The organism is Methylomonas sp. Uni0009 (assembly GCF_054188105.3).
Genome location: NZ_JBTAFN010000001.1, coordinates 1,676,982 through 1,702,398, shown reverse-complemented (window position 1 = coordinate 1,702,398; position 25,417 = coordinate 1,676,982). Strand labels below are relative to the sequence as shown.

General features: G+C 52.2%; 25 protein-coding genes. 5 read left to right on the top strand and 20 right to left on the bottom strand.

The genetic code is table 11. The features are described from left to right. Positions 1-36: 36 nt before the first annotated feature. The 5 genes from ACWAU0_RS07950 to ACWAU0_RS07930 all read right to left on the bottom strand — a co-directional run bounded on the left by ACWAU0_RS07950 (position 37) and on the right by ACWAU0_RS07930 (position 6,292). A complete protein-coding gene (locus tag ACWAU0_RS07950) occupies positions 37-342 on the bottom strand; it encodes a DUF3240 family protein (protein ID WP_033156867.1) in 306 nt (101 codons plus the stop codon). Beyond that, positions 342-3,401, bottom strand: a complete 3,060-nt coding sequence (locus ACWAU0_RS07945) for an efflux RND transporter permease subunit (RefSeq protein WP_458138850.1) — start codon at positions 3,399-3,401, stop codon at positions 342-344. Before ACWAU0_RS07945 ends, ACWAU0_RS07950 begins: the two co-directional genes overlap by 1 nt. Beyond that, positions 3,401-4,492, bottom strand: a complete 1,092-nt coding sequence (locus tag ACWAU0_RS07940; RefSeq protein ID WP_458138849.1) for an efflux RND transporter periplasmic adaptor subunit — start codon at positions 4,490-4,492, stop codon at positions 3,401-3,403. Before ACWAU0_RS07940 ends, ACWAU0_RS07945 begins: the two co-directional genes overlap by 1 nt. Further along, entirely contained in the window at positions 4,489-5,799 is a 1,311-nt protein-coding gene (locus ACWAU0_RS07935; RefSeq protein ID WP_415879375.1) for a TolC family protein, read from the bottom strand. Before ACWAU0_RS07935 ends, ACWAU0_RS07940 begins: the two co-directional genes overlap by 4 nt. A 127-nt stretch (positions 5,800-5,926) precedes the next feature. Continuing rightward, entirely contained in the window at positions 5,927-6,292 is a 366-nt protein-coding gene (locus tag ACWAU0_RS07930; protein ID WP_458138848.1) for a hypothetical protein, read from the bottom strand. A gap of 170 nt (positions 6,293-6,462) precedes the next feature. On the opposite strand from ACWAU0_RS07930, the gene ACWAU0_RS07925 reads away from it, so the two are divergent. From ACWAU0_RS07925 to ACWAU0_RS07910, 4 genes are all read left to right on the top strand, one after another. Further along, on the top strand, positions 6,463-7,434 hold the full coding sequence (locus ACWAU0_RS07925; RefSeq protein ID WP_319961587.1) for a Tim44 domain-containing protein: 972 nt from the start codon (positions 6,463-6,465) through the stop codon (positions 7,432-7,434). A gap of 6 nt (positions 7,435-7,440) precedes the next feature. Beyond that, positions 7,441-8,058, top strand: coding sequence for a class I SAM-dependent methyltransferase (locus ACWAU0_RS07920; RefSeq protein WP_319961586.1), 618 nt, complete (start codon positions 7,441-7,443; stop codon positions 8,056-8,058). A 99-nt stretch (positions 8,059-8,157) separates the two neighbouring features. Beyond that, entirely contained in the window at positions 8,158-10,146 is a 1,989-nt protein-coding gene (locus ACWAU0_RS07915; RefSeq protein WP_458138847.1) for a TOL_0244 family TonB-dependent receptor, read from the top strand. A gap of 27 nt (positions 10,147-10,173) precedes the next feature. Next, positions 10,174-10,716 carry a YfiR family protein gene (locus ACWAU0_RS07910; RefSeq protein ID WP_319961584.1) on the top strand — a complete coding sequence of 181 codons (543 nt, stop codon included), beginning with the start codon at positions 10,174-10,176 and terminating at the stop codon, positions 10,714-10,716. Between the two features lie 186 nt (positions 10,717-10,902). Here ACWAU0_RS07910 and phoU read toward each other — a convergent pair whose 3' ends face one another. The 6 genes from phoU to ACWAU0_RS07880 form a co-directional block, all read right to left on the bottom strand. Continuing rightward, a complete protein-coding gene (phoU, locus tag ACWAU0_RS07905; RefSeq protein ID WP_033156873.1) occupies positions 10,903-11,622 on the bottom strand; it encodes a phosphate signaling complex protein PhoU in 720 nt (239 codons plus the stop codon). A 10-nt stretch (positions 11,623-11,632) separates the two neighbouring features. Further along, positions 11,633-12,466, bottom strand: a complete 834-nt coding sequence (gene pstB / locus ACWAU0_RS07900; protein WP_033156874.1) for a phosphate ABC transporter ATP-binding protein PstB — start codon at positions 12,464-12,466, stop codon at positions 11,633-11,635. Positions 12,467-12,502: 36 nt separating this feature from the next. After that, a complete protein-coding gene (gene pstA, locus ACWAU0_RS07895; RefSeq protein WP_458138846.1) occupies positions 12,503-14,158 on the bottom strand; it encodes a phosphate ABC transporter permease PstA in 1,656 nt (551 codons plus the stop codon). Further along, on the bottom strand, positions 14,155-16,434 hold the full coding sequence (locus tag ACWAU0_RS07890; RefSeq protein WP_319961580.1) for an ABC transporter permease subunit: 2,280 nt from the start codon (positions 16,432-16,434) through the stop codon (positions 14,155-14,157). The genes pstA and ACWAU0_RS07890 overlap by 4 nt, the downstream gene beginning before the upstream one ends. 216 nt (positions 16,435-16,650) lie before the next feature. Then, positions 16,651-17,640 carry a PstS family phosphate ABC transporter substrate-binding protein gene (locus ACWAU0_RS07885; protein ID WP_458138845.1) on the bottom strand — a complete coding sequence of 330 codons (990 nt, stop codon included), beginning with the start codon at positions 17,638-17,640 and terminating at the stop codon, positions 16,651-16,653. A gap of 80 nt (positions 17,641-17,720) precedes the next feature. Next, entirely contained in the window at positions 17,721-18,266 is a 546-nt protein-coding gene (locus ACWAU0_RS07880) for a dihydrofolate reductase (protein ID WP_458138844.1), read from the bottom strand. A 56-nt stretch (positions 18,267-18,322) separates the two neighbouring features. Here ACWAU0_RS07880 and ACWAU0_RS07875 point away from each other — a divergent pair, with 56 nt between their 5' ends. Next, on the top strand, positions 18,323-19,345 hold the full coding sequence (locus ACWAU0_RS07875) for an asparaginase (RefSeq protein ID WP_458138843.1): 1,023 nt from the start codon (positions 18,323-18,325) through the stop codon (positions 19,343-19,345). An 85-nt stretch (positions 19,346-19,430) separates the two neighbouring features. On the opposite strand, the gene ACWAU0_RS07870 is transcribed toward ACWAU0_RS07875, so the two are convergent. The 9 genes from ACWAU0_RS07870 to ACWAU0_RS07830 all read right to left on the bottom strand — a co-directional run bounded on the left by ACWAU0_RS07870 (position 19,431) and on the right by ACWAU0_RS07830 (position 25,277). Further along, a complete protein-coding gene (locus ACWAU0_RS07870) occupies positions 19,431-19,991 on the bottom strand; it encodes a FlgO family outer membrane protein (protein WP_033156879.1) in 561 nt (186 codons plus the stop codon). A gap of 145 nt (positions 19,992-20,136) precedes the next feature. Continuing rightward, positions 20,137-20,781: an SPOR domain-containing protein gene (locus ACWAU0_RS07865; protein WP_458138842.1), complete on the bottom strand. Its 645-nt coding sequence runs from the start codon at positions 20,779-20,781 to the stop codon at positions 20,137-20,139. Next, a complete protein-coding gene (gene argS / locus ACWAU0_RS07860; protein ID WP_458138841.1) occupies positions 20,781-22,538 on the bottom strand; it encodes an arginine--tRNA ligase in 1,758 nt (585 codons plus the stop codon). The genes ACWAU0_RS07865 and argS overlap by 1 nt, the downstream gene beginning before the upstream one ends. Positions 22,539-22,595: 57 nt before the next feature. Continuing rightward, positions 22,596-23,279: a YggS family pyridoxal phosphate-dependent enzyme gene (locus tag ACWAU0_RS07855; RefSeq protein ID WP_458138840.1), complete on the bottom strand. Its 684-nt coding sequence runs from the start codon at positions 23,277-23,279 to the stop codon at positions 22,596-22,598. Further along, positions 23,272-24,027 (bottom strand): twin-arginine translocase subunit TatC, encoded by a 756-nt coding sequence (tatC, locus tag ACWAU0_RS07850; RefSeq protein WP_205452536.1) that lies wholly within the window; start codon positions 24,025-24,027, stop codon positions 23,272-23,274. Before tatC ends, ACWAU0_RS07855 begins: the two co-directional genes overlap by 8 nt. Further along, a complete protein-coding gene (tatB, locus tag ACWAU0_RS07845) occupies positions 24,002-24,325 on the bottom strand; it encodes a Sec-independent protein translocase protein TatB (protein ID WP_026602621.1) in 324 nt (107 codons plus the stop codon). Before tatB ends, tatC begins: the two co-directional genes overlap by 26 nt. 8 nt (positions 24,326-24,333) lie before the next feature. Next, positions 24,334-24,549, bottom strand: coding sequence for a Sec-independent protein translocase subunit TatA (tatA, locus tag ACWAU0_RS07840; RefSeq protein WP_033156884.1), 216 nt, complete (start codon positions 24,547-24,549; stop codon positions 24,334-24,336). A gap of 23 nt (positions 24,550-24,572) precedes the next feature. Beyond that, entirely contained in the window at positions 24,573-24,893 is a 321-nt protein-coding gene (locus tag ACWAU0_RS07835) for a phosphoribosyl-ATP diphosphatase (protein WP_171697187.1), read from the bottom strand. A gap of 183 nt (positions 24,894-25,076) precedes the next feature. After that, complete coding sequence (locus ACWAU0_RS07830) at positions 25,077-25,277, bottom strand: hypothetical protein (RefSeq protein ID WP_319961571.1); 201 nt, start codon at positions 25,275-25,277, stop codon at positions 25,077-25,079. Positions 25,278-25,417 lie beyond the last annotated feature (140 nt).

The following is a 25,417-nucleotide window of genomic DNA, read 5'->3' as shown; positions in this document are numbered from 1 at the left end:
TGTAGCATCCCCAGTCGCTTTCTGCATGCTTTATGCTTAGATGATGCCTTGTTCGATAGCCGGTACCAGCCAATAATGCAGGCCGGAACCGGTAAAATCCGCCTTTAGCTTAGTCAATAATGCAGAAATGTTTTGTCTTTCGACATACATTTGAAAACGAATTTTGCGTTGATGTCCGGCAACCTGCTCTGCCAGCGACAAACCCTGCTGATTGTGATCGTGAACATTGGCCGGAAAACTGGTGAAACCCTGCGACCATTCCAATGACAGCAAACAATCGACCAGCGCTTCCTCCAGACTGGGAGGCGCATTGACAGTTAATAAAAACGCTTCGTGACTCATCAGCAACGCTCCGGGTGGCGGCCAAACAGTTGGTAAAGTATCGGCAGCAAAATCAGTGTTAACAAGGTTGATGACAATAGACCGCCGGTAACCACAATAGCCAATGGCCGTTGAATTTCCGAGCCGGGGCCCGACGCAAACAATAACGGAATCAAGCCGAAGGCGGCGATGCTGGCCGTCATCAGTACCGGCCGCAACCGCCGCCCTGAACCGATAATCACCACCCGCGACAATTCCATACCGGTCGCGCACAGCTGATTAAAATAGCTGACCATCACCACCCCATTCAATACCGCAATGCCGAGCAGAGCGATGAAACCCACTGAAGCCGGCACCGACAGATATTCACCGGACAACCACAGCGCGAACACCCCACCTATCATGGCCAGCGGGATATTGGACAGCACCAGCACCGCCTGCCGCACCGAGCCGAAGGTGGAAAACAGCAACAAAAATATCAAACCTAAAGATAATGGAATCACTAGAGAAAGACGCGCTGAAGCGCGTTGTTGATTTTCAAACTGACCGCCGAACGCCACATGAAAACCGCTGGGTAATTGAACACGCTCGGCCACTGCCTTGCGCGCCTCGTCAACAAAACCAACCAAATCGCGGCCCTCAACATTACAGCGGATTACCACGAAGCGCTGACCCTTTTCCCGGTCTATCGACACCACGCCTTCCACCGCTTGAATTTTCGCCACTGCGGTAATCGGCACATGATCGCCATTCGGCAAACTGATTTGTAAATTCTCGAAGTTGGCGGTGTTACTGTCGCCGCGCAGCAACAAAGGCGTGCGTTTCACCCCCTCTTGGACAATACCCAGTTGCACGCCTTCAATCTGCGCGCGCAACATATCTTCTATGATATTGCTATCCAACCCGAACCGGCCGGCAGCTTCTCTATCAATGCTCAACTGCAGAAACTGCATGCCTTCATTTTTACGGGTAAATACATCACTGGCACCGGGGATGGTCTTCAGCACCGCTTCGATTTGCTCGGCTTTATGATTTAAAGTATCCAGCTCGGGGCCGAATAATTTGATCGCCACGTCACCGCGCGTTCCCGTTAGCATCTCCGAAACCCGCATCTCGATAGGCTGAGTAAAACCAAAGGCTATGCCCGGGGTGTGATCCATAATCTTGCGGATTTCTTCGATCAACTCTTCCTTGGTTTCCATCCGCCATTCCGCTTTAGGTTTCAGGATCAGAAACGTGTCGGTATCGTTCAAGCTCATCGGGTCCAGGCCCAATTCGTCGGTACCCACCCTGGACACCACGGTCTGCACTTCCGGGATATGCTCGAGGATGTTTTTCTGCACCCGGCCATCCAAGGCCACCGAATCCAGCAAGGTAATAGACGGCAATTTTTCCAACTGCACGATGATGTCACCTTCATCCATCGTCGGCATGAAAGTACTGCCGATCTGGGTGAAGACCAATACGCTTGCCGCCAACATCGCACCAGCACCGATAAAGACTTTTTTGCTGTTAGTCAGGCACCAGGCCAGAATAGGCTGATACCAATGCAACAGTTTGCGCGGCAACCATGGCTCCTCATGCGACACCTGTTTTAGCAACAGCGATGCCAGTACCGGAATCACCGTCAATGACAAAATCAAGGAGCCCGTTAAGGCAAACACGATAGTCATCGCCACCGGCCCGAACAACTTGCCTTCCAGTCCCTGCAAGGTCAGCAGCGGTAAGAACACGATGACAATGATCAAGATGCCCGACGTCACCGGCACCGCTACTTCGCGGGTAGCGCGATAAATCAGATGCAGGCGCGGCAACCTCTCGGCCTTTTGATGATCGGCCAGTTGCGTAATCACGTTTTCCACGACCACCACCGCACCATCCACCAACATCCCGATGGCGATAGCCAGACCGCCCAGACTCATCAAGTTGGCGGACATACCGAAAGCGTGCATCAGGATGAAGGTCACCAGCGCCGCCAACGGCAAAGCCAATGCGACGGTCAAAGCCGCGCGCAAATCACCTAAAAACAGAATCAGCAGCACCACTACCAAAACAATGGCTTCCAGCAGGGCTTTGGAAACGGTGTTCACCGCCTTGCCCACCAACACCCCCCGGTTGTAGAACACATTCAGGCGCACGCCTTCCGGCAAGCTTGGTTGCAATTCCGCCATCTTGCTTTCCAGTTGCTCGATAGTTTGCCGAGCATTGGCGCCGCGCAAACTGAGCACGACCGCTGTCACGGCTTCACCGTCACCGTCCTTGCTGACCGCGCCATAACGTGTCAACGCGCCGATTCTGACCTCGGCTATATCGTCCACTCGTGTCGGCAGGCCTTCGTGTTGCGCCACCACAATGGCTTTCACATCCTGCTCATTCTTGATACGGCCTTCGGCGCGCACAATCAACGCTTCCTCGCCTTCGCTCAACCGACCGGCACCGTCGTTGCGGTTATTATTTTGCAAAGCCGCTTTTAATTGCTCGGTATCGATATTGCGAGACGCCATGCGAATATTGTCGGGCACCACTTCAAAGCTGCGTACCAGCCCGCCCAGCGCATTCACATCCGCCACGCCGCTGACGGTACGCAGAGCAGGGCGGATGGTCCAATCCAGTAATTCTCGCCGTTGCATCAGCGTTAAATCGCCACCCTCGATGGCGAACATGAACATCTCCCCCAGCGGCGTGGTCATCGGCGCGATACCGCCCTGCACACCCTCCGGCAAATTACTCCACAAAGCGTTCAAGCGTTCCGCGACTTGTTGCCTGGCCCAATAAATATCGGTGCCTTCTTCAAAGTCCAGCGTAATATCGGTAATGGCATATTTAGCCAGCGAGCGCAGCATGGTTTGATGCGGAATGCCCAGTAACTCAACTTCAATTGGCGCGGTAATTCTGGCTTCCACTTCTTCCGGCGTCATGCCGTTGGCCTTGACGATGATCTTGACCTGCGTCGGCGATACCTCGGGAAAGGCATCGATAGGAATGTGTTTAACGGCATAATAGCCGCCGCCCACCAGCAACAATACGCCGAGTAAAATCAGTAGCCGCTGGGTCAACGCAAAGCGAATTAACCCCGCCATTACTCGTCGCCTCCCAAACCTAACCAATTGGCTTTCAAGGCCACCGCGCCTTTTATGGCGATTTGCTCGTTGCCGGACAACGGTCCGCTAATCAAGGAATTGGATTCTTGTTTACCGGTAATAGTCACTTCGGTCACCACAAAACCGTCTTGATTGCGCACAAACACATAGGCGTGCCCTTCGTTCTGCGCAATGGCGGTATTGGGTACGACGAAGCCGGTCTCTGCGCTATTTTGCATGATCTGCACATTGACGTTCTGTCCCACGCGCAAGCCCTCGGCTTTGCCGTCAATCACCGCCCTGGCCAATACCGTCTGATTGTCGCGGTTGACGCTTTGGCCCAGCAGACTAATTTTGGCAGTGGTCTCGCTGCCTTTCAGCCGCACCGAATCGCCTAACCTGATGCCGCTCAAGCGCTCCTGCGGAATATTGATTTCCAGCCACAGTTCAGACAAATCGGCAATCCGATACAGCGGTGCCTGCACATCCAAGCGGGCGCCCAAATTGGCCACACGCTCCAATACCACCCCATCGATGGGTGCGCGAATAGTCAAACGGTTGTCCAGCTTATGGCTTTGCCCCAAACTTTTAATCTCGGCGGCCGACATGCCAGCCAACAATAACAACTGCCGCGCCTCGTCGGCCTTGGCCGATTTGCTGCTGTGCAGCATTTGGGTTTCCTGCCAGCGCCGCTGCGCAATTACACCTTCCTGCAATAATTTTTGATCGCGATTGCGCTCTTGGCCGGATAAATTCAGTTCACTGGTAGCGGTTAAAAATGCTTGCTGTAATCCGACCAGTTCCGGGCTGTGCAACTGCGCCAATAGTTGGCCTTTATGGATCTTGTCGCCGATATTGACCGGCAATTGGGTAACCAGGCCGGGCTGGCTGCTACTGATCAATACCTCCCGATCTGCCGGCACCACCACTTTGCCCGGCGCGTAAAACAACGGAATCTGCTGGCTGGCGGTAAGCGGCGCGACTTTTATATCCAAATTGTCGATCTGCTGCTGGGTAATTTTAATCTGGGTATCTTGAGCAAACGCGCTTAAGGCCTGAGTCAAAAACAGGCCGAAGATTAACCGCCTCATGGCTGTACGCCGACAGCTTGGTTGTAGAAAGCAATGTTGCGCTGTAATTTAACCTCCTGCAATTTGGCGTTGCGAATCGCTTCCAGACTACGGGCCTGGATTTTTAAGAGGTCCAGCAGGTTGATTTCGCCGGCCGAGAAGCTGATTTCGGTCATTTTCAGATGGGTTTCGGCGATTTGTTTCAACTCGTTGGCGATTGCCAGTTCCGCCCGCGTTACTTCCAGGGCATGCTCGGCTTCGTGCAGATTTTTCTCCAACTGCCGGTAAAGGTGCTCGCGTTGGGCTTTGGCATTGTTCAGTTCCAGATTAACTTTGGCGATTTCCGGCGCGTTATAGGCCTCGCCGCCGAATAGCATCACCACACCGACGCCGACGCTCTCAATGTCTTGCCCGCTGCGGCCATCCCGCTGGCTTTTCGCACCTACACTGAGTTTGGGTTGATTGATAGGATCAGTGGTTTTGGTCCATTCAATTTCCGCCTGTTTCCGGTCGATGATGGCGTTGATAGCTTCCAGCATCGGATGGTTGCCGCTCACCGAGGTAATGTCGCTTAGTTTTTCCTGATAATTGCCCGGCACCCGCGACAAGGTAGTCAAGCTGGCATAGGCTTTACGGCTATGCATCACTTCCGCTTCGGCTTGGGTGACCAACCCTCGGTTTTGCAGATATTCACCCTTGGCCAGCAACAAATCCGCACGTGGCAAATCGCCCAATTCCACCCGGCGCTCGACTTTCTTCATCAATTGCTCGGAAATCGACAAGGCATTTTGCGCTTGTTGCAAACCGATATTGGCGATTTCCATATTCCACAAAGCGTCTCTGATCAAGCGCGTGACTTCCAGCTTAACCGCCGCCGATTGCTTTTGCGCGGCAACGCCGGCCCGTTCCGCTACCGCCTGACCGGCATCGCGTTGCCCCCATTTCCAAGTCGTGATTTCGACTTGAGCAGAGGCCTCACGCGAACCCAGGTCGTCGGCAATTCGGTCATCCATGTAATTCAATCCAACAGCCGTAGAACCGGCCACCCAAGCGTCACTGCGTTCGGCCAAGGCATTGGCTTCCTGGGCCAAGGCTTCGCCGACCAGACGATCCGGGTATTTTTCCACGGTTATTTCGACTAATTGCGACAAACTTAGCGACGGATCGGTTTCGATAGGATCCATGTGTTCGACAATCAAATTCTCCGAAAACATTTCGCCGCGAGTCGCCGCCAAACTCTCTCCGACAGGATTCATTTCGGCAAGGCAAGGCGCCGTAACCAGCAGTAATACAGGTAAACCGCATTTTAGATAACGGTATCCATTCATGGAGCACTCCAAAGCAGTAATTGAATAGAACTAGCAGCCAAACGCCTAACGGGCTTTTGGCCAATTTTGGGGACGAGGGGCTGCCAGGTGTTGACCCAGCCTGCTTCGACAGCGAAGCCAGCCCCTTTCAGAGCGGCGGCGCGCGGGATGGATTGTGACTAAGTACGGGGTCGGGCGCGAACAGCGGTATGTGCGGAGAAAACTTAACGAGTTGGATTTGCCGCGTAACCGCCAAATAGGCAACCACGCTGACCAGCAGATAGAAAACCGGCGCCAGCCTGTCCAGCCATTGCTGCTGTTTAATCGCAGAGCCCAGATTGACAATACTATTTTGAATTTGCAGATCGTGATCGACAGCCATCAAGGCGGTTTCGCCATCATGATCGATATGCAGCACTTCGAATTCGTGCAGATGCAGGCCGCCCTGCATGGCATCTCTACCGATATGGGCATGCACCAGCGGCGCTGCCACTTGCAAAAGCAGCAAAAACATAACTAGAAATTGACGCAAATATGCAACCATTTATGTTTTCAGAATGTCTGTGGGGTGTCGTTAATCGGTAGACGGCGGTTGTATAGGACCATGCGAAAGGCTATTCTACTTGAATTACGCGATTTTACCCCGAATATCGGCATACATTTATTCACTTTAGGCAAACACCTATGAACAGAAAGATCGGTACCTTGGCAACATTATTCATTGCACTGGCCTTACTGCTAGGCAGTGTCCAGGAAGCGCAGGCTAAACGCATGGGCGGCGGCAAGTCTTTCGGTAGCAAGCCGAGCTACAGCACACCGTTTCAACGCTCTACCTCTCCCACTGGAGCCAGCAGCCAGCCGACCCGCTCGGCCAGCCAGCAACAAGCGGCTGCACAAAATCAAACAGCCAGACAAAACTGGGCTGGTCGCGGCGGCCTGATGGGCATGCTGGGCGGCTTGGCTTTAGGCGGGTTATTGGGCTCATTGTTCTTCGGCGGCGCCTTCGAAAACATCAATCTGATGGACATGCTGCTGTTTGCCGGCGTCGCTTATCTGCTGTATCGCTTGTTTGCGGCCAGATCACGTCAGCAACCCGCCGCGCCGGCCGGTTATGGGCCCGCGCACTCGCAACCAGCGGAATCGCAAAACTATTATCGCGAGAACCAGCAACCGGCAGCCGGCGGTTCCGGTTTCGATACCGATGTGCTGTTCAAAAAAGGCAGAACAGCAGGATCAGGCAGCAATGACTATCAACAAGCCGCTAGTTTCGATGCAACCAACTTGCCGGCCGGGTTCGATCAGCGCGCGTTTTTAAGCGGTGCGGAAAGTGCCTACCGCTACCTGCAAGCAGCTTGGGATAGACGCGACTTGGCGGAAATCCGCGGCTTAACTACCGACAAGGTGTTTGTAGAAATTCAAGAGCAGCTACGTGCATCCAATGATATTAATAAAACCGATGTCCTGAAACTGAGCGCCGAATTAATGGATGTCCGCGAAGCCGGCACCGAACTCGAAGCGGTGGTCTTGTTCGACGCGCTAATCAGCGAAGACGGTGGCAAGGCAGAAGCCATTAAAGAAGTATGGCATTTCGTCAAACCCATCAACAGCAATCAAACCCGCTGGTTCCTAGACGGCATTCAGCAATTTGCAGAATAATCCGGCATGTCGGCGGACAGCACTCAAGTCAGGCAGCGCTACGATAGGCTTGCACCTTATTTCGATGGTCTGGAAGGCTTTCTGGAAGGCTTGCTGTTCCGCCGTTTACGTAAAAAACTCTGGTCGCAGGCTAGCGGCGCCCACATTTTGGAAGTTGGGGTAGGAACGGGGAAAAACTTCCCGTTCTATCCTGATGACGCCCGAATTACCGCTATCGATTTCAGCCCGAACATGCTGGAAATGGCCCGCCGCAAACAACAGCGTAAACAGATTGCGGTCGATCTGGCTTTGATGGACGTGCAAGCGCTGGATTATGCCGATAACAGTTTCGACACGGTCATCGCCAGTTTTGTGTTTTGTTCGGTACCGAAACCCAGAAAAGGCCTGAAAGAGCTCTATCGCGTTTGCAAACCCGGCGGTCAAGTGCTGCTGTTGGAACACGTTTTAAGCTCCAACAAAGCTTTGGCGATGATGATGAATTTATTCAATCCGCTGATTTTGAATACTTTTGGCGCCAATATTAACCGACAGACGTTAAAAAGCGTACAAGCTTGCCCGTTCCAAAAAATATTCGTCGATCCCGCCAGCAGCGACATGATCAAACTGATCCGCGCCATCAAATAAACCCTTCGTCGCAGCGCCGTTAATTGGGGTTGTTTTTACTATTCAATCGCCGGCGTCTACAATGCGCGCGTGCTTAATCGGGCGTAAAAGACGGAAGTTATGGCAAACAAGTTAAAATTGACGGGCAACACTCAGCGCTTGACGCTTTTCTGTATTGCCCTGCAAGCAGCTGCCCCAGCCGGGGCGGACGACACCCTATCCCATTTAAAGGCCTTATCTCTCCAAGAGCTGAGTGCGACCACCGTTTCCATCGCCTCGAAAAATCAACAACCTATCAGCGAAACCCCATCGGCGGTATTCGTCATCAGCCACGAAGAAATCAGGCGCTCCGGGATGCAGTCCATTCCGGAACTGCTTCGCAAAGTGCCCGGCCTGGAAGTCGCGCGGGTGGATGGCAATCAGTGGGCGATCAGTAGCCGTGGCTTTAACGGGATAAATGCCAACAAGCTGTTGGTGATGATGGACGGCCGCACCGTTTACGACCCACTGAACTCCGGCGTTTACTGGAACGAGCAAGACTACCCGCTGGAAGACATCGATCGGATCGAGGTGATTCGCGGCCCCGGTGCAACGTTGTGGGGCTCCAACGCCGTCAATGGCGTCATCAACATCGTTACTCGTTCCGCGCAGGAATCACAAGGCGTATTGCTGTCAGGCGGCACCAGCAAGGAAGAGCCCGGATTCGGCACCTTTCGTTATGGCGGCCGACTCAGTCCGGATTTTAATTATCGCGTCTACGGCAAATACAATCATCGCGAGGATTTTCATTTCGGTAACGGCGAAAAAGCCAACGACAGCCTGGACATGGGCCGCGCCGGTTTTCGCAACGACTGGACCCCGGACGCCCGCAAAAACCTGATCGTGCAGGGCGATTATTTCAATGGCGGCATGCAGCAATCGCTGAATAGTCTCGACCCGGCATCGCCCATTAGCCCCGACAGCACCAAAAAATATGGCGGTAACCTGCTGTTACGTTGGCAACAAACCCTGGAAAACGATAGCCGCCTACAAATCCGCAGTTATTTCGATCATGCCGTCCGCAACCAAAGCCGACTGGATTATCGGCGCAGCACCTTCGACCTGGATCTGCAGCATGATTTCCGTTGGCAGGCTCATCACGTAACGTGGGGGGCCGGTTATCGCTTCAATAGCGATCAACTTCAGCAAAAACAGGCGTTGTTACACTTCGATCCATCCGAGCGCGATGTGCACTTGTTCAACGTCTTTGCTCAGGACGAATGGCGGTTTCTGGCAGACGAACTGCGTTTGATATACGGCAGTAAAGTCGAGCATAACGATTTTACCGGTTTTGAGATCCAGCCTTCCGCCCGACTATTGTGGGTACCCAATCAGCAACACAGCCTGTGGGGCGCGGTGTCCAGAGCAGTTCGCGTACCGGCCAGGGCCGACCACGACGTCAATGTCTTATTCAACGTAGGCCCCGGAACCACAGCCAACGTCTTGGGCGACGATAATTTTGACTCGGAGAGCGCAGTCACTTACGAATTGGGCTACCGCTTTTTTCCGAACGACATCTTTAACCTGGATACAACGCTGTTTTATAGCGATTACGGCCGACTAAGCACCACCGAACCGCAAACACCGCTGGTAAACGGCGATAACATCACTATCCCGTTTCTGATTGCCAACAAGGCAAACGGTGAAGCCTACGGCTGGGAAACCGCATTGAATTGGCGGATGTCCGAACGCTGGCGCGTGCAAGGTAGTTACAGTCTGTTTGCAATTGCCTTGCACCAGCGCGACGGCAGCCTGGATAGCGCAGCAACAGTTGCTGAAGGCAATAGCGCCCGCAACCGTTTCAACCTCAGTTCCTACTTCAATCTGCCGTATCAATTGGAATTTGATGCGCATTGGTATTACACCGACCACCTAATCAATCAGGTGCCGGCCTATCATCGGCTGGATCTGCGCTTGGGCTGGCAGCCGAATCTGCATTTTGAATTGGCTGTCGGCGCGCAGAATTTGCTGGACAACCGGCACCTGGAATTCAGCCCCAATATAGATAACGCGGTGATCAGTAGCGAAGTTGAACGCAATTATTACCTTAAAGCCACGGTACGCTACTAGATGCGGCGTCCAAGCCTACGCAAAGTTGTGACACGCACCGGCGCGGTTGCGCGGCGGTGCCTGTTAATGCTGTTGTTGGCCTGTTTACCGCCGCTGCAATCATCGGGCACAGCGGGTGAACCGCGCTTTAACGAGACGGAACTTAAAGCGGCGTACTTATATAACTTTGCCTATTTCGTTACTTGGCCGACCACCCACAAGGAATTTTTGTTTTGCAGTTACGCCAATTCGCCGGTCACCGGCGTACTGGCCAAGCTGATCGAAGGTGAGCGGGTAAACGATCTACCGATGCAGATGGTTATCGACCCAATACCCGAACAATTGCACGAATGCCAGGTGATTTATATTCCGGCACAACAGGAAAGAATTCTCGCGGCGACCCTGGAGTTTGTCAGGCCCTTTCCGGTGTTGACGGTCAGCGATATTACCGATTTCGAACACCGGGGCGGCATGATCCGACTGGCTAACGACGGCCTCCGTGTTCAACCGGTCATACAACTGAAAAATGTAACGCGAATAGGTTTGACGATTAGTTCCAAGCTATTGCGCAGTTCGCGGCTAATTGAGTAGCTGCCGGCAGCAATTTCCGGGCAATTTTGAACATGGCTTGATGAGTTACTGAACTCGCCACTGCACAAGGATCTGCATCGGCGCCGTCGAATGATTTTGAAACTGGTGAGCAGCACCCCCAAGTATCTAAATCAGTAAAGCAGGGTAAAGGATTAACCGTTACCCTAAATCAAATTGACCTTATCGCTAGCGAGCCGAATTAACAGTACGCTCCAATTCTTCGCGGCTAAGATGACGCACATCCTTGCCTTTCACCATGTATATCACCTGCTCGCAGACATTGCAGGAGTGGTCGCCAATCCGTTCCAGCGCGCGCGCAGCCCATAACATATCCAGAGCTCGGGTGATGTTACGCGGGTTTTCCATCATCTGCGTGATCAACTGCCGGGTGATGCTGGTGTATTCGCGATCAACCTTGGCGTCCTGCTCGGTGATGGCAATCACTTCCTCGACATCGTTGCGGGCATAAGCATCCAAAGCACCGTTCAGCATGTCCTTGACCAGATTCAGCAGATGTTCGATTTCGTAGTACTTGTCTTGATAATAATCGGCACCTTCCAGACGCATGGTCATTTTGGCGATACGCGCGGCTTCGTCGCCAATCCGCTCCAGGTCGGTGATGATTTTGATGGTGGCGATCAACATGCGTAAATCAAAAGCCGCCGGCTGACGTTTGGCCATGATTTCGGTGCATTCGTGGTCGATGTCTTTTTCCATCTCGTTGACATACTGATCCTGCAGCACCACTTTTTCGGCATTTTCCATGTCGTTACCCATGAAAGCCTTGGTCGCCAGATCGACTTGCTGTTCCACCAGACCGCCCATGGTCAGCACCTTGTTGCGAATATCTTCCATCTCCTCGTTGAATTGGCGGGAAATGTGCGATTTGATTTTGCTGTTATCCATTGTTTACCTCCTAGCCGTACCTGCCGGTAATGTAATCTTCAGTTTGTTTTTTTGCCGGATTGGTAAACAACTCGCTGGTTTCACCAAATTCGATTAATTCGCCCATGTACATAAAAGCGGTGAAATCGGATACCCGCGCCGCCTGTTGCATATTGTGGGTAACGATCACTATCGTATATTTTTCTTTCAATTCGTTAATCAATTCTTCAATTTTTAGCGTCGAGATCGGGTCCAGCGCCGAGGCAGGTTCGTCCAGCAGAATCACTTCCGGCTCGATAGCAATGGCGCGGGCGATGACCAGCCGCTGTTGCTGCCCCCCCGACATGCCCAAGGCATTATCGTTCAAGCGGTCTTTCATCTCGTCCCATAACGCGGCGCCGCGCAGGGATTTTTCCACCACTTCGTCGAGTATGCGCCGGTCATTAATACCCTGAATCCGCAGCCCGTACGCCACGTTTTCGTAAATGGTCTTCGGAAACGGATTGGGTTTTTGAAACACCATGCCCACGCGCCGGCGCAAAGCCGCGACGTTTACCGATTTATCGTAAATATCCTCGCCATCCAGCAGAATCTTGCCTTTGATGCTGACGCCGTCGACCAGATCATTCATCCGGTTGATGCAGCGTAATAAGGTGGATTTACCGCAGCCGCTGGGACCGATATAGGCCGTCACTTTCTTACGCGGCATTTCCATGTTCACGCCATGCAAGGCCTGCTTCTGGCCGTAAAACAAATCCAGATTTTCAACTTTGATGCAGGTTTCCAATTGCTCAACGCTCTTTCTGTCTTCCCTTTTCAACGCGCTAATGTCAATGGCGTGGGTATTCTTTTGGGCTGTTGTCATGATATAGGGTCCAGTCTTCCGGATGGATATGCGAATTTAATTTTCCAGGGCGCGGTATTTTTCCCGCAAATTGTTACGTATCGAGATAGCGAACATATTCAGACCGATAATAACCATCACCAGTAACAGCGACGTCGCGTAAACCAAAGGTCTGGCCGCTTCGACATTCGGGCTCTGGAAGCCGACGTCGTAAATATGAAATCCCAAATGCATAAACTTTCTGTCCAGATGCAGATAAGGAAAGTTGCCGTCCAAAGGCAAGGTCGGCGCCAATTTCACCACACCAACCAGCATCAAGGGAGCCACTTCACCGGCGGCGCGCGCCACCGCTAGAATCAAGCCGGTCATGATCGCCGGGCTAGCCATCGGCAATACCGTGCGCCACAGCGTTTCGGCTTTGGTTGCCCCCAGCGCCAAACTGCCTTCACGTATCGATTTGGGTATCCGCGACAAACCTTCCTCGGTAGCGACGATCACCACCGGCAAGGTCATCAAAGCCAGCGTCAGCGAAGCCCATAATAAGCCCGGCGTACCGAACACCGGTGCCGGGGCCGCTTCCGGGAAAAACAGGCGGTCGATGTTGCCGCCGATGATATACACGAAAAAACCCAAGCCAAACACGCCGTAAACGATGGACGGCACGCCGGCCAAGTTATTGACGGCAATGCGGATCACTCGGGTGATAAAGCCTTGCTTGGCATATTCGCGCAGATAAACCGCGGCGATCACGCCGAACGGCGTGACGACGACCGCCATCAGCATTACCATCAACACGGTACCGAAAATAGCCGGAAAGATACCGCCCTCGGTGTTGGCTTCACGCGGCTCATCGCTAACAAACGTGGCGAAATTACCGACATATTCGATACATTTGTCCAGCACGCTCATCGTGTTGGGGCGGGTCATTTTCACCACCCGATTCAAGGGCAGGCTAATTTCTTTTTGTCCGGCTTCCGCCACCACCAAGCTGTAGCGTTTGCTTTCCTTGCTCAACTTGCCGATTTGTTGCTGGATGGCTTGGTATTGTTTTTCGTATGTCTGCTTTTGCGCGGCAAATTCCTGCTTGGCCGCATCGTTCCAGGCATTTTTCAGTTCCAGCGCGCGCTGCTTCAAGCGCAAGCGCTCCAATTCATAGTTGATCGCCCCGACTTCGTGGTCTTGTAAACTATCGATGTCGTCGTGCTGCTCCAACACTGTCGCCAGTTTTTGTTGCGCCACCTGCCAGGCCTGCTCGCCTTGCGCAATCACCGCGCCGTCTTCCTTAACCGCCAACAAGCGGCCGTAGAAATTGCCCCACTCACGGCGTTCGACCATGATCAAATCATCCGGCGTGGATTGGCTGTGAATATATTGCTGCTGAATCCAGCGAAAATCGCTACCGAGAATATCGCGGTTACCGGTTTTTACCAGATGCTGCACCAGGTATTCGCCGTTATCCAGCAACTCATGGCCGGCAGCCCTGGCTTGCGCGGCCGGTAATAGGGAGGTGGCCACGGCTTCACCGATAATGGAACTCTCCGGGCCATCGCGATCTTGATAGCGATATTCGATAATGTCGGCCGGCCAAAAATGCCCCAAGCCCCGCACCGCAATCAGCAGCAGCAAGCCCACCACCAATATCAGATTCAAACTGACCGCGCCGGCGGTCATCCATATCCAGGGCGAACCGCTCTTAAACCATGCTTTAATCATAATGAGCTGTATTTTTGTCTTAGATTCTGCCGAATGACTTCAGCTAGCGTGTTGACTACAAACGTGAACATAAACAGCACCAAAGCCGCCAGGAACAGCACGCGATAGTGGGTGCTGTTGACTTCCGATTCCGGCATTTCCACCGCGATGTTAGCCGACAGTGTGCGCAGACCCTGGAAAATACTCAAATCCATAACAGCGGTATTACCGGTGGCCATCAACACGATCATCGTCTCCCCAACCGCGCGGCCGAAACCGATCATGATCGCCGAAAAAATACCGGGGCTGGCTGTCAGCAATACCACCTTGGTCATGGTTTGCCAGGGCGTAGCCCCCAGCGCCAACGAGCCGGTGGTCAAATGCTTGGGCACACTGAAAATCGCGTCTTCGGCGATGGAGAAAATCATCGGAATGACCGCAAAACCCATAGCCAAACCAACGACCAAGGTGTTGCGCTGGTCGTAACCAATACCAAATTCCTCGCGCATCCAGGTGCGCAGATCGCCTTTAAAACATAAGGCTTCGATAGTCGGACTTAACTGAAAAGCCAGCCAGGCGCCGAATATCACCACCGGAATCAACACCACCGCATCCCAACCGTCGGGGATTTTGTGGCGGGTTTGTTCCGGTACGAATTGCCAGAAATAGGCAAAAATCATCACGGACAGCGGCACAACCATCAATAAGGCAAAAATCCCGGTGAGATTAGCTTCCACGAAAGGTGCCAGCCACAAGCCGGCTAAAAAGCCCAAAATCACGGTCGGCAAGGCGCCCATGATTTCCACGCCCGGTTTCACGTACTGGCGCACGCTGGGCGCCATAAAGTAACCGGTATAAATCGCCCCAAACAGCGCCAGCGGCACACCCATCAGCATCGCGTAAAACGAGGCTTTTAAGGTGCCGAACACCAGCGGCGTCAAGCTCATTTTCGGTTCGAAATCGTTACTGGCCGCCGAGGATTGCCAGATGTAATCGGGTTTTGGATAACTTTCGTACCAGACTTTGTTCCATAACGAGCTCCACGATACTTCCGGATGTTCGTTTTCGATAGTCCAATGATTGATTTTGCCGTCTTCGGTTTGCAGTAACATGGCATTGGCGCGCGGCGATAAGGTGACGGAAACAGGTTTTCCGCCAGCGATTTTTTCCTTGATCAATTCCCGCTCGGCGGTGGAACTGTAAATGCCGATCTCGCCGTTGGCGTCAGCCGCCAACATACCTTTGCGGCGCTGTTCCGGATTGATGGTAATAATCGGCGCGTCGGATACTTTAAACGCCCGCAGCTTTTCGATGCTGAAATGGTTTTGCTGGTCGCGGACCATTGACCATTGGGCCATCACGCCGCTGGTGTCGCCGATCAGTAGAGAAATATCGCCGTTCAAAAACTCCATGCTGCTGATTTGCACGCCTTGGTTTAGCACATTAAGTTTATGTTTGATCTCGGGTTTGCTCTTGTCGAGAATATCGACGACAGTCAAATCCCCGGCACGGCTGGCCAGGTAAAGGTTACGCAACTCTTTATCCAACAGGATGAAATCCACGTCATCCGCGGCCATCTCGACCACGGAGTCGGTGGCTTCCCAAGTGCCTTCATCGTCGAACAGCGATTCTTTCTTACTGAGACTGCTCAGCACCATGCGGTTATCAGCGGTTTTAGCCAGCAAAGTGCTGTTTTTATCGCCCAACTTCACCGCCAACTTGGTTAGCGCCTGGCCTTGCTTATCCACCACCAGCGGTTCGGCCCCTAAGGGATATTGAATAGCAGGGGTAATGACCCGCTTGCCTCCGGGATAAGACAATTTGTAATCATGCTTGACGACCACGGCACGGCCATCGGATAAACCAAAGGCGATTACCCCTTTATCGACACCGCCATGCGCGTAACTGGTGATTTGTACTTGCTCGGGGATAGGTAGGGCATCCACGCGAATCAGTTGACCCGTGGCAACGCTAAAAAATATCGCTTTGCCGGTGTCGGTAAACCGCACCGCCACTTCGTTCTGTTCTTCCATCGACAGGAAAACGGTATTGCCCAGCACCTGCTCGGGCACGTCGTAACGGCCGACCACTTCCGCGTGGGAGGGCATCAGTATCGGGAAAACCACATACAGCAAATAGAAAAAGATTAACACCACCGCCAGGATAATACTCAACCCGCCGGCTACGACGCCACGAGCCACCATTTTGTCCTTTACTAGCCGCCAACGCTGATAGCGCTCACTGGTCGCCGTCTGAAACAGCGTGGCTTTCGCTTGAGTGGAATGGACTTCAGTCATAACTAGGTATCGTGAGTTAACAAAAAGCGGCGCCGAACAATCGCAACGCCTTCAGAGACAAAAAAGCCGATAAAACTACAGAATTATCGGCTTGATAGTATACAAGATCATCCACCATTACTTGGCGAGAGGGGCAATGACATTGTTGGTATTAGCCAATCCCTTGCTGCATCCATGCAGAATTGTCCCTTTATCAGGCATCCTTGGCTGATGTAATTACTGAATCAGAGTCAGAGCTTTTTCGACTGCCTTGGCTGGCAGCGGAATGTAGCCGTCTTTGATCACAACTTGTTGGCCGGTTTTGGACAACACCATTTTGATGAACTCTTTTTCCATGGGGGCCAGCGGCTCGTTAGGTTTTTTGTTCACGTAAACATACAAGAAACGCGATAAGGGATAAGCACCAGAAGTGGCATTTTCCGGGCTAGCCTCAACAAATGGCTGGCCGTCTTTCAAGGCAAGAGGCACGGCTTTTACGCCCGAGGTGGAATAACCGATACCGGAATAACCGATGCCGTTTGCCGACGTCGTAACCGATTGCACGACCGACGCGGAACCGGGCTGTTCGTTGACGTTACTTTTGAAATCACCTTTGCACAAGGCTTCATCTTTGAAGAAACCGTATGTTCCGGACACTGAGTTACGGCCATACAGCTGAATAGGTTTGTTTGCCCATCCGCCCGTCAGGCCGGCTTGACCCCAGGTGGTGATGTCAGTGGCATAACCGCATTTACGGGTTGAAGACAAAATCGCATCCACTTGCGGAAGGCTCAAGCCTTTAACCGGATTGTCCTTGTTGACGAAAACCGCCAGCGCATCGATAGCAACCGGAATCGCAGTGGGTTTGTATCCGTATTTGCTTTCGAAATCGTCGATTTCGTTGTCTTTCATTTTCCGACTCATCGGACCCAGGTTAGCGGTACCTTCGGTCAAAGCCGGCGGCGCGGTTGAAGAACCGGCTGCTTGAATCTGAATGTTGACGTTGGGATAAATCTTGCCGAATTCTTCGGCCCACAAGGTCATCAAGTTAGCTAAAGTATCCGAGCCAACGCTGGAGATATTGCCGGACACGCCGCTGGCTGCCGCGTATTCGGGCAAAGCGGGGTCCAAAGTCGCCGGAGCCGCCACAGCTTCGCCGCCGACTAAAGCGGCCGATGCAAAACCAAATCCTAAAACCAGCGATTTCAGCTTGAATGTATTTTTCATATATTTTCTCGAAATGTTTAAAACTTAAGATTCATATTGCCAACCTAGCGTGACAATAGTATGAAGCAAATGTGACAGTTTTATGACAACGCACCTAATCCTGAGCGGCCGCGCAAATCCAGCACGCCACTAAAGCCAGGCCGGACGTTTTCCAACTTTAAAAAACTGTAACTGAAATCAACGGCTTGATCATTTTCAACGTCCTCTCTGGCAAGCTCCCGCCATTGCCTGGCATCAATCTCCGGAAAAAAGGTGTCACCCTCGAAGGTTTTATGGATTTCGGTCAGATACAAATAATCGGCATACGCCAGCATGGCTTCATATAAGGTGGCGCCGCCAATCACGAATAGCTCCGGGCTATCGGCATAGCATTGCAACACGCTATCGATGTCGCCAAACACCCGGCAACCGGGCTGTTGATAACTCGGGTCGCGGCTGATAATGATATTCTCCCGTCCCGGTAAGGGCCGACCGATGGCCTCAAACGTTTTACGCCCCATCAATATCGGCGCGCCCATGGTGATTTGTTTGAAGCGTTTCAAGTCGGCCGAGAGATGCCAGGGCATTTGGCCGTTCAGGCCAATGGCGCGATTACCGGCCATCGCCACGATCAGTGATATTTTCATGCGGAGTGTTTAAGATGGGCTTTGTGAGCAAAACATCATACTAGAAACCATCGTTTATGAAGAAAAACATCCTGCTGATATTTACCGGCGGCACCATCGGTTCGCAGCTCAGCGGCGACACCATCAATACCGACGGCAGCGCCGGTTTTAAGTTATTGCAACGTTTTGCGGAACACGACGCCAAGCCGGATTCGGTAAGCTTCAAAACCTTGCAACCCTTGCAGATTCTCAGCGAAAACCTGCATCCCAGCCACTGGCCCCAGATCATCGCTGCGATTGAAGCCGAGGACTTAAGCCAATTCGCCGGCATCATCGTCACCCACGGTACCGACAGCCTGGCCTTTAGTGCTGCCGCACTAAGCCTGTATTTCAATGGATTGTCGATTCCGCTGCTGCTGGTTTCCAGCGATTTGCCGCTGAAAAACCCGCAAGCCAACGGCGTGGCGAACTTTCTGTGTGCGGTGGAATTTATCCGCCAAATTGGTCTGGCCGGCGTGTTTGTGCCTTATCGCAATCCAGGCCAAGCGACGCTGATTCATCTCGGCAGTCGACTATCGTCCTGCCTGCCCTTAAGTAGCGATTTTATCAGCGTGCAGTCGCAGGCCTGGATGCGCTTCGAGAACGGATGCTTCTACTCTCTGCAAAATTTGGCGCCCGCCGCGCGCTCGCCGATTGCGCTTAAACCCGATTTTTCCAAACGAATATTGTTGATCAGACCTTACCCAGGCCTGGATTACGCTGCTTACAATCTCGATAAGATCGATGCAGTACTGCACGACCTCTACCACTCCGGGACGGCTTGCGCCTCTGCCGCAGCAGGAGAGCAATACAGCCTGGTGGAATTCGTCAAACGCTGCACCGGGCAAGGCATCAAAATTTATCTGGCACCGGCGCTATATTCGGAAAGCGCATACGCCTCGACTCGCGAGTTACTGGATGAGGGCGCGGAAATGATCTGGAATACGTCGTTGGAAGCGGCTTACGCTAAATTGTTATTGGCTTACGGCAATTTCGATACGCCGCAGGCAATTTCTGGGTATTTGGCACAGAACTTGGCCCACGAGCAACTGGGTAATTAGAGGGGGACTTTAGTGCGTCGAGCCTGATGGCTAAACTATAGCGAGGAGCGGATTGCCTAAAGGCAATCCGCTTAATAGTTGGGAGCTATGGCTTGGCTGGCGCGGGTGCTGGCGGCTTTTTAACCAAAACTTTGGCATCCGGCCCCATCGACACAGAATAGTCGGTGGAAGAAATCACGTTCTGACTGGCGATGTCCACAACCCTTAGCGACACATAGACATTGTTGTAGCCAGGAGCAAACGATCCTACGACGACCGCTTTAGCCCCGACGTTATTTAAAGCTTCCTTGGTTTTATCAGGCAGTTGCAGGATACCGGCTTCGTTTTTAGCAAAAATTTCGGTAGGCAGTTCCATACCCATCACCCGGTAACCGGAACGATGAAAGGCCGAGGAAATTTGATCGGAGACAATTCGGCCAAACGCCAGTGTTTGCTCCAGTTCTCCGAGATTAACCAGCGAATTGATAACCACCAGACTACCTCTGGGCAAAGGCTCGCGCAAATCGAGAAGGAGCTGATCGACAGCCTCGTAGCTTACCTCGACCAAATCGTCATCTTTGACTTCGCTAGCCCGAAAACCCCGGCTACAACCGCTCAGCATGATCAGCGCCAAAGCCATCAGCGCCATCGTCTTTTTGTTAACCATAAGACCTCTCCTCTCGTAATTGTTGAAGTTATCAGAGCTTAAAACAGCAAGCCAGTCAATCTAATTTACTACCGCAGTATACACAGCATTGCGCTGGAGAATTGCTTGAACAATGCCAGGCAAATCCCTGGATTTTTTTGAACGCTTATTGACCGCTTTCGGTAACAATCACACCGATGCCGTTTTTCTGTAGCAATTCCTTAATCGTGGAAACGCTGGCGGGATTATCGTAGGGACCGACCTTAACCCGATGCCAGATAACATTGCCGACCTTAGCTTTCTCAACCCGGGATTCTATGCCGAGCGATGCCAGCTTAGCCTTATGGCGCTCGGCTTCTGACGCTTCCCGGAAGGAACCGGCCTGCATAATGTATTTGGCCGCCTTGGTTTTGCCGACTAGCTGCTCGCGCACCCGTGTTTTGATTTCGTAGTCGGGCACCACGACTTCCGCCTGTGGCAGTATGGTATAAAAATCGTAACGCGGTTCTTCCGGCTCCGCTGGTTGCGGCGGCTCCGCCGGCTTTTCCGGCTCAACGGCCGCGGCTTGAGTTTGCGGTTTGACCGGTAATTCCTGCTTTAACTTTTCCACTACTTGCGGGATCTCCGCTTCCGACTTGCCTGCCACCAACTCCGGCACCATTTTGCGGATCATGTTCAAAAACACCCCAAAAGCTACAATCAGCGCGATGACCAGCAACCAGCGCCAAGGTGGGACCGAGGACTTTTTCGGCTTTCTGCGACTGTTGGTGTAACTGGGGCTTTGAACGCGGTGCTTATAGTCTCTGGCCATTACATCGCTTCGGGTGCATTGATTTTCAATAGGGATAGGGCATTGACCAATACCTGTTTCACGGCACAAATCAAATTGATGCGTGCGTTGCAGAGCTTATCGTCGTCCACCAGAAACTGGTGCGCGTTGTAATAACTGTGGAACTGATTGGCCAGTTCACGCAAGTAATGAATCAATTGATGAGGTTCGTAATTCACAGCAGCACGTTCCAAAGTTTCCGGGTACTTGGAAAGTGTAGTCAGTAACGCGGCTTCCTGCTCTTCGGTCAACAGATTCAGATGCTCCATACCTAACTGCGGATTGCGTTGCCGGCCTTTTTCGTCGAGCTGGCGCAACACGCTGCACACCCTGGCATGCGCATACTGCACATAATAAACCGGATTTTCGTTGCTTCTGGAAGTGGCCAATTTCAAGTCGAAATCCATATGTTGTTCGGATTTACGCATCACATAAAAAAAGCGGCACGCATCTCTACCCACTTCGCTGCGCAGTTGCCTTAGGGTGACAAATTCGCCGGAGCGGGTCGACATCTGTACTTTTTCGTCGCCGCGATACAAGATCGCAAATTGCACCAGCAATACTTTCAGTTTGGATTCGTCGGCGCCCAAGGCTTGCATCGCCGCTTTTACGCGCGGAATATAGCCATGGTGGTCGGCCCCCCAGATATTGACGATTTGATCGAAGCCCCGATCCAATTTGTGCATGTGGTAGGCAATATCGGAGGCAAAATAGGTGGTCTGGCCGTTGTCGCGCACCACGACTCTGTCTTTTTCGTCGCCCAGGCGACTGGAGGCAAACCAAGTAGCACCTTCCTGCTGATAAAGATAGCCGGCCGCATCCAGACGCTGCAAAGCCTGTTCAACAGAATGATCGTCCATCAGCGAACGCTCGGAAAACCACTGTTGATAACTCACGCCGAATTCAGCCAAGTCGTCTTTGATGTCGTCCAGAATTTCGTCCAGACCGGCTTGAAATACCTCTTTATAAGCGTCGCCGAGCAAGGCTTTGGCTCGGTCGATCAACGCATCGATGTGTTTTTCCTTATCGCCGCCTTGCGGTTCGTCGGCGGGCAAATCCGCCATCACTAGCGCGGCAGCTCTGCGGTAGGCGTCGCCGGCTTTCTTATGCAAATTCGCGGAAATATCTCGGACATACTCGCCGCGATAGCCATTGCTAGGGAAAGGCAGAACTTCGCCACAGGCTTCCAGATACCGCAACCAGACGCTGGTGGCGAGAATATCCATCTGCCGGCCGGCATCGTTCACATAGTATTCGCGTTCGACTTCAAAACCGGCTGCCGCCAGCAAATCCGCCACCGCAGAACCATAAGCTGCGCCGCGGCCGTGGCCGACATGTAAAGGCCCGGTGGGATTAGCGGAAACGAATTCGACTTGCACTCGCTTGCCAACGCCGATCTTGCTCAAACCGTATTCCGACCCGATATCCAGTATCTGTTTGACGACCTGAAATTGGCTATCGGGATTGATGAAGAAATTGATAAATCCGGGGCCGGCGATATCAACCTTGGTGATCAGCGCATCGCTCGGCAGTGCCGCGACGATTTTTTCGGCCAGCTGTCTAGGATTAAGTTTGGCCGGCTTGGCCAGCAACATCGCCAGGTTGGTGGCGAAATCGCCGTGTTGCGCATCGCGGGTGCGCTCCAAATTGATTTGCGCAATAAAATCGTTTTCGAGAATACCTTGAGTTTTAAGGGCTGTAACGGCTTGTTGTAACAGGGATTCCAGCTTTTGTTTCATCGCGTTGAAAAATGGGGATTTATCGGAAAATACCCTGCATTATCCATGAAAAACAAATTATTGGCTAGGACGCTCGCCGAACAGCGCCGTGCCGATCCGCACCAGCGTTGAGCCTTCGGCAACCGCTGCCTGTAAATCGCCACTCATGCCAAACGAAAAAGTATCGAGATCGTGGCGATCAAGTTGCCGCACTGCCTGATAGAGCCGCCGATACGGCAGGCATTGCGCCTGATAATCCTGCTGCGGCTCCGGAATCGCCATCACCCCGCGTAAACGCAAATTGGGCAGCTTACCGACTTGTTCGATCAGTACCGGCAAATCCGCCAATTCAATGCCGGATTTGCTCGCTTCATCGCTGATATTGACCTGCAAGCAGATATTCAAAGGCGGCAAATAGTCCGGACGCTGCTCGCTGAGGCGTTCGGCTATTTTTAGGCGATCAACGCTGTGCACCCAGGCAAAGTGCTGGGCAATAGGCTTGGTTTTATTGGATTGAATCGGCCCAATGAAATGCCAGCTGATATTGAATGCCGCCAATTCCTGCTGTTTTTTCAGGGCTTCCTGTAAATAATTTTCGCCGAAATGGCGCTGACCGAAACGGTAGGCTGCGGCAATATCGGCGGCGGGCTTGGTCTTGCTGACCGCCAATAACTGCACACTCCCCGGTGAACGCTGCGCATCGATTTCGGCCTGACGGAGTTGCTTGCGTACCGAGGCGAAACGCTGAGCGATACTATTCACGATCCTCAGCCGCCGACTCTTTTTTGGCGAACAATCGCGAAAACAGCAATCCGGATTCAAACAACAACCACATCGGCACCGCTAACAGAGTTTGCGACAAAGCGTCGGGCGGCGTCAAAAACATCGCGATGACAAACACCCCAACGATGACATACGGCCTTTTTTCAGACAGCGTTTCCGGGGTGATGATGCCGGTCCAGACCAATACGATAGTGAAAATCGGAATTTCGAACGATAAGCCGAAGGCAAAAAACATTGCCAATACAAAATCCAGATAAGTGGCTATATCAGTCATCACCGCCACGCCGGCCGGCGCCGCCGATGTGAGATAGCCGAATACCAGAGGAAATACCAAAAAATAGGCGAAGGCCGCACCACTATAAAACAACAGCGTACTAGCCAATAACAGTGGCGCCACCATCAGTTTTTCATGGCGATATAAGCCGGGCGCCACAAAACCCCAGAACTGGTAAAGAATGAAGGGAATGGAAACGAACACCGCCACTACAAACGCAAGCTTGAACGGCGTGAAAAACGGCGAGGCCACATCAATGGCGATCATCGTGCTGTTTTTCGGCATGTGCACTAACAGTGGCTCGGCCAGATAGGCGTAAATCTCGTTGGCGTAGCTTGCGGTACCAACAAATACCAGCAGCACGCATAACACGACCTTTAATAGGCGGTCGCGCAGCTCGACTAAATGGCTAAAAAATGACTGCTCGTTATCCAGCGGCGCTTGGCTTGTCATCGTCCTGATTGATTTCTGTCGCTGCCTGAGCATTGAAGTTAATATCGTCGAGAGCTGACTGAGTATCCTGCACCACTTTCTGCAATTCGCCGGCTATGGACTGTTGCTGGATTAACTGGCGCATTTCCTCAGCGTGCAATTCCTGTTTAATTTCCGCCTTAGCAGTGGCCAACACAGTACGGGCTTTTCCTACCCAAAACCCAGCCAAGCGGGCCGCTTTCGGCAATTTTTCCGGGCCGAGCACCAATAGCGCCACCAACCCCACCATCAACAATTCTGAAAAGCCGACGTCGAACATATCGCAGACTAAGCTCGGTCTTTTTCTTTATTAGTGACTTCGCCTTCCAAAGGCTCCTCTTCCTTGCTTGCAATCGCCTTATCTTCGCTACCTTCCTTAACGGCAGAACGAAAGCCCTTAATCGCTTCGCCAAGATCGGCGCCGATATTTTTCAGGCGCTTGGTGCCAAACACCAAGATCACGATAACCAAAACCACTAATAAATGAGGGATGCTTAAACCCATTGTTCACTCCTTAATTTTTACTATCAGGAAATATCGCGCTGCGCTTTTTCCTGTAAACCGGACAATCCGAAGCGCCTTTGCAACTCACTGATCACATGTTCCGGCCCGAGTTCCTGATGCGCCAACATCACCATGCAATGAAACCAAAGATCGGCAGTTTCATACACAATTTTATCCTTATCGCCGTCTTTGGCGGCAATCACCGTCTCGGTAGCCTCTTCGCCGATTTTTTTCAAAATATGATCCAAGCCCTTGGCGTATAAACTGGCTACGTAGGACTGATCGGCGGTTTGCAACTTGCGCTGCTCAAGAACCTCGGCCAATTGCTGTAAAACTTCGCTCATTAGCTTTTGTTTGGATTGAAAATTGCAAAATCATAGCACGTTGCCGAAGCAGCCAAAAAAAATCTATCGGCAAAAAAAAGCCTCCCTATGCTTGCGCAGAGGAAGGCAAAAAAACCAGCGGAGTGCTTAGAAGGAGGTTCCGCTCGTTATTACAACACCAGGAGGTAGTTACAAATTCTTGGATCAGCTATTCAGCAGCGCCTTAGTCGACATATTGCTAAATATGGAGGTGACAGCGAACAGCACAGTAGAGATGACGAACAAGCCGGAAATAAAGCTCCAAACACCGACAATAAAAAGAGCGCCGATTAAGATGTCTTTTTTAAAGTCGTTCATTGTGCTCAAATTCTCTATTTTTAAATCTTGCGCTTGACAAGACTTCATGTGCTTGCTCTTCAGTTGCAGCGCACTATACAGGATAGAAAAAAGTTTACAATTAGGCTTTTACTAAATAAATTGTATACAATTTAGAAACAATAAAAATGTCAACGCTTTTTGGTGAATTTTTTACTTTCCAGGAGATA

Excerpts from the sequence above, each read along its gene's own strand:
- ACWAU0_RS07925 (WP_319961587.1), top strand. The coding sequence starts at position 6,463 with ATGAACAGAAAGATCGGTACCTTGGCAACATTATTCATTGCACTGGCC.
- ACWAU0_RS07920 (WP_319961586.1), top strand. The coding sequence starts at position 7,441 with ATGTCGGCGGACAGCACTCAAGTCAGGCAGCGCTACGATAGGCTTGCA.
- tatA (WP_033156884.1), bottom strand. The coding sequence starts at position 24,549 with ATGGGTTTAAGCATCCCTCATTTATTAGTGGTTTTGGTTATCGTGATC.
- ACWAU0_RS07935 (WP_415879375.1), bottom strand. The coding sequence starts at position 5,799 with ATGAATGGATACCGTTATCTAAAATGCGGTTTACCTGTATTACTGCTG.
- ACWAU0_RS07930 (WP_458138848.1), bottom strand. The coding sequence starts at position 6,292 with ATGTTTTTGCTGCTTTTGCAAGTGGCAGCGCCGCTGGTGCATGCCCAT.
- ACWAU0_RS07875 (WP_458138843.1), top strand. The coding sequence starts at position 18,323 with ATGAAGAAAAACATCCTGCTGATATTTACCGGCGGCACCATCGGTTCG.
- ACWAU0_RS07940 (WP_458138849.1), bottom strand. The coding sequence starts at position 4,492 with ATGAGGCGGTTAATCTTCGGCCTGTTTTTGACTCAGGCCTTAAGCGCG.
- tatB (WP_026602621.1), bottom strand. The coding sequence starts at position 24,325 with ATGTTCGACGTCGGCTTTTCAGAATTGTTGATGGTGGGGTTGGTGGCG.
- ACWAU0_RS07835 (WP_171697187.1), bottom strand. The coding sequence starts at position 24,893 with ATGAGCGAAGTTTTACAGCAATTGGCCGAGGTTCTTGAGCAGCGCAAG.
- pstB (WP_033156874.1), bottom strand. The coding sequence starts at position 12,466 with ATGACAACAGCCCAAAAGAATACCCACGCCATTGACATTAGCGCGTTG.
- ACWAU0_RS07945 (WP_458138850.1), bottom strand. The coding sequence starts at position 3,401 with ATGGCGGGGTTAATTCGCTTTGCGTTGACCCAGCGGCTACTGATTTTA.
- ACWAU0_RS07865 (WP_458138842.1), bottom strand. The coding sequence starts at position 20,781 with ATGGCCAGAGACTATAAGCACCGCGTTCAAAGCCCCAGTTACACCAAC.
- ACWAU0_RS07885 (WP_458138845.1), bottom strand. The coding sequence starts at position 17,640 with ATGAAAAATACATTCAAGCTGAAATCGCTGGTTTTAGGATTTGGTTTT.
- phoU (WP_033156873.1), bottom strand. The coding sequence starts at position 11,622 with ATGGATAACAGCAAAATCAAATCGCACATTTCCCGCCAATTCAACGAG.
- tatC (WP_205452536.1), bottom strand. The coding sequence starts at position 24,027 with ATGACAAGCCAAGCGCCGCTGGATAACGAGCAGTCATTTTTTAGCCAT.
- ACWAU0_RS07950 (WP_033156867.1), bottom strand. The coding sequence starts at position 342 with ATGAGTCACGAAGCGTTTTTATTAACTGTCAATGCGCCTCCCAGTCTG.
- ACWAU0_RS07890 (WP_319961580.1), bottom strand. The coding sequence starts at position 16,434 with ATGACTGAAGTCCATTCCACTCAAGCGAAAGCCACGCTGTTTCAGACG.
- ACWAU0_RS07830 (WP_319961571.1), bottom strand. The coding sequence starts at position 25,277 with ATGAAGTCTTGTCAAGCGCAAGATTTAAAAATAGAGAATTTGAGCACA.
- ACWAU0_RS07880 (WP_458138844.1), bottom strand. The coding sequence starts at position 18,266 with ATGAAAATATCACTGATCGTGGCGATGGCCGGTAATCGCGCCATTGGC.
- ACWAU0_RS07870 (WP_033156879.1), bottom strand. The coding sequence starts at position 19,991 with ATGGTTAACAAAAAGACGATGGCGCTGATGGCTTTGGCGCTGATCATG.
- argS (WP_458138841.1), bottom strand. The coding sequence starts at position 22,538 with ATGAAACAAAAGCTGGAATCCCTGTTACAACAAGCCGTTACAGCCCTT.
- ACWAU0_RS07915 (WP_458138847.1), top strand. The coding sequence starts at position 8,158 with ATGGCAAACAAGTTAAAATTGACGGGCAACACTCAGCGCTTGACGCTT.
- pstA (WP_458138846.1), bottom strand. The coding sequence starts at position 14,158 with ATGATTAAAGCATGGTTTAAGAGCGGTTCGCCCTGGATATGGATGACC.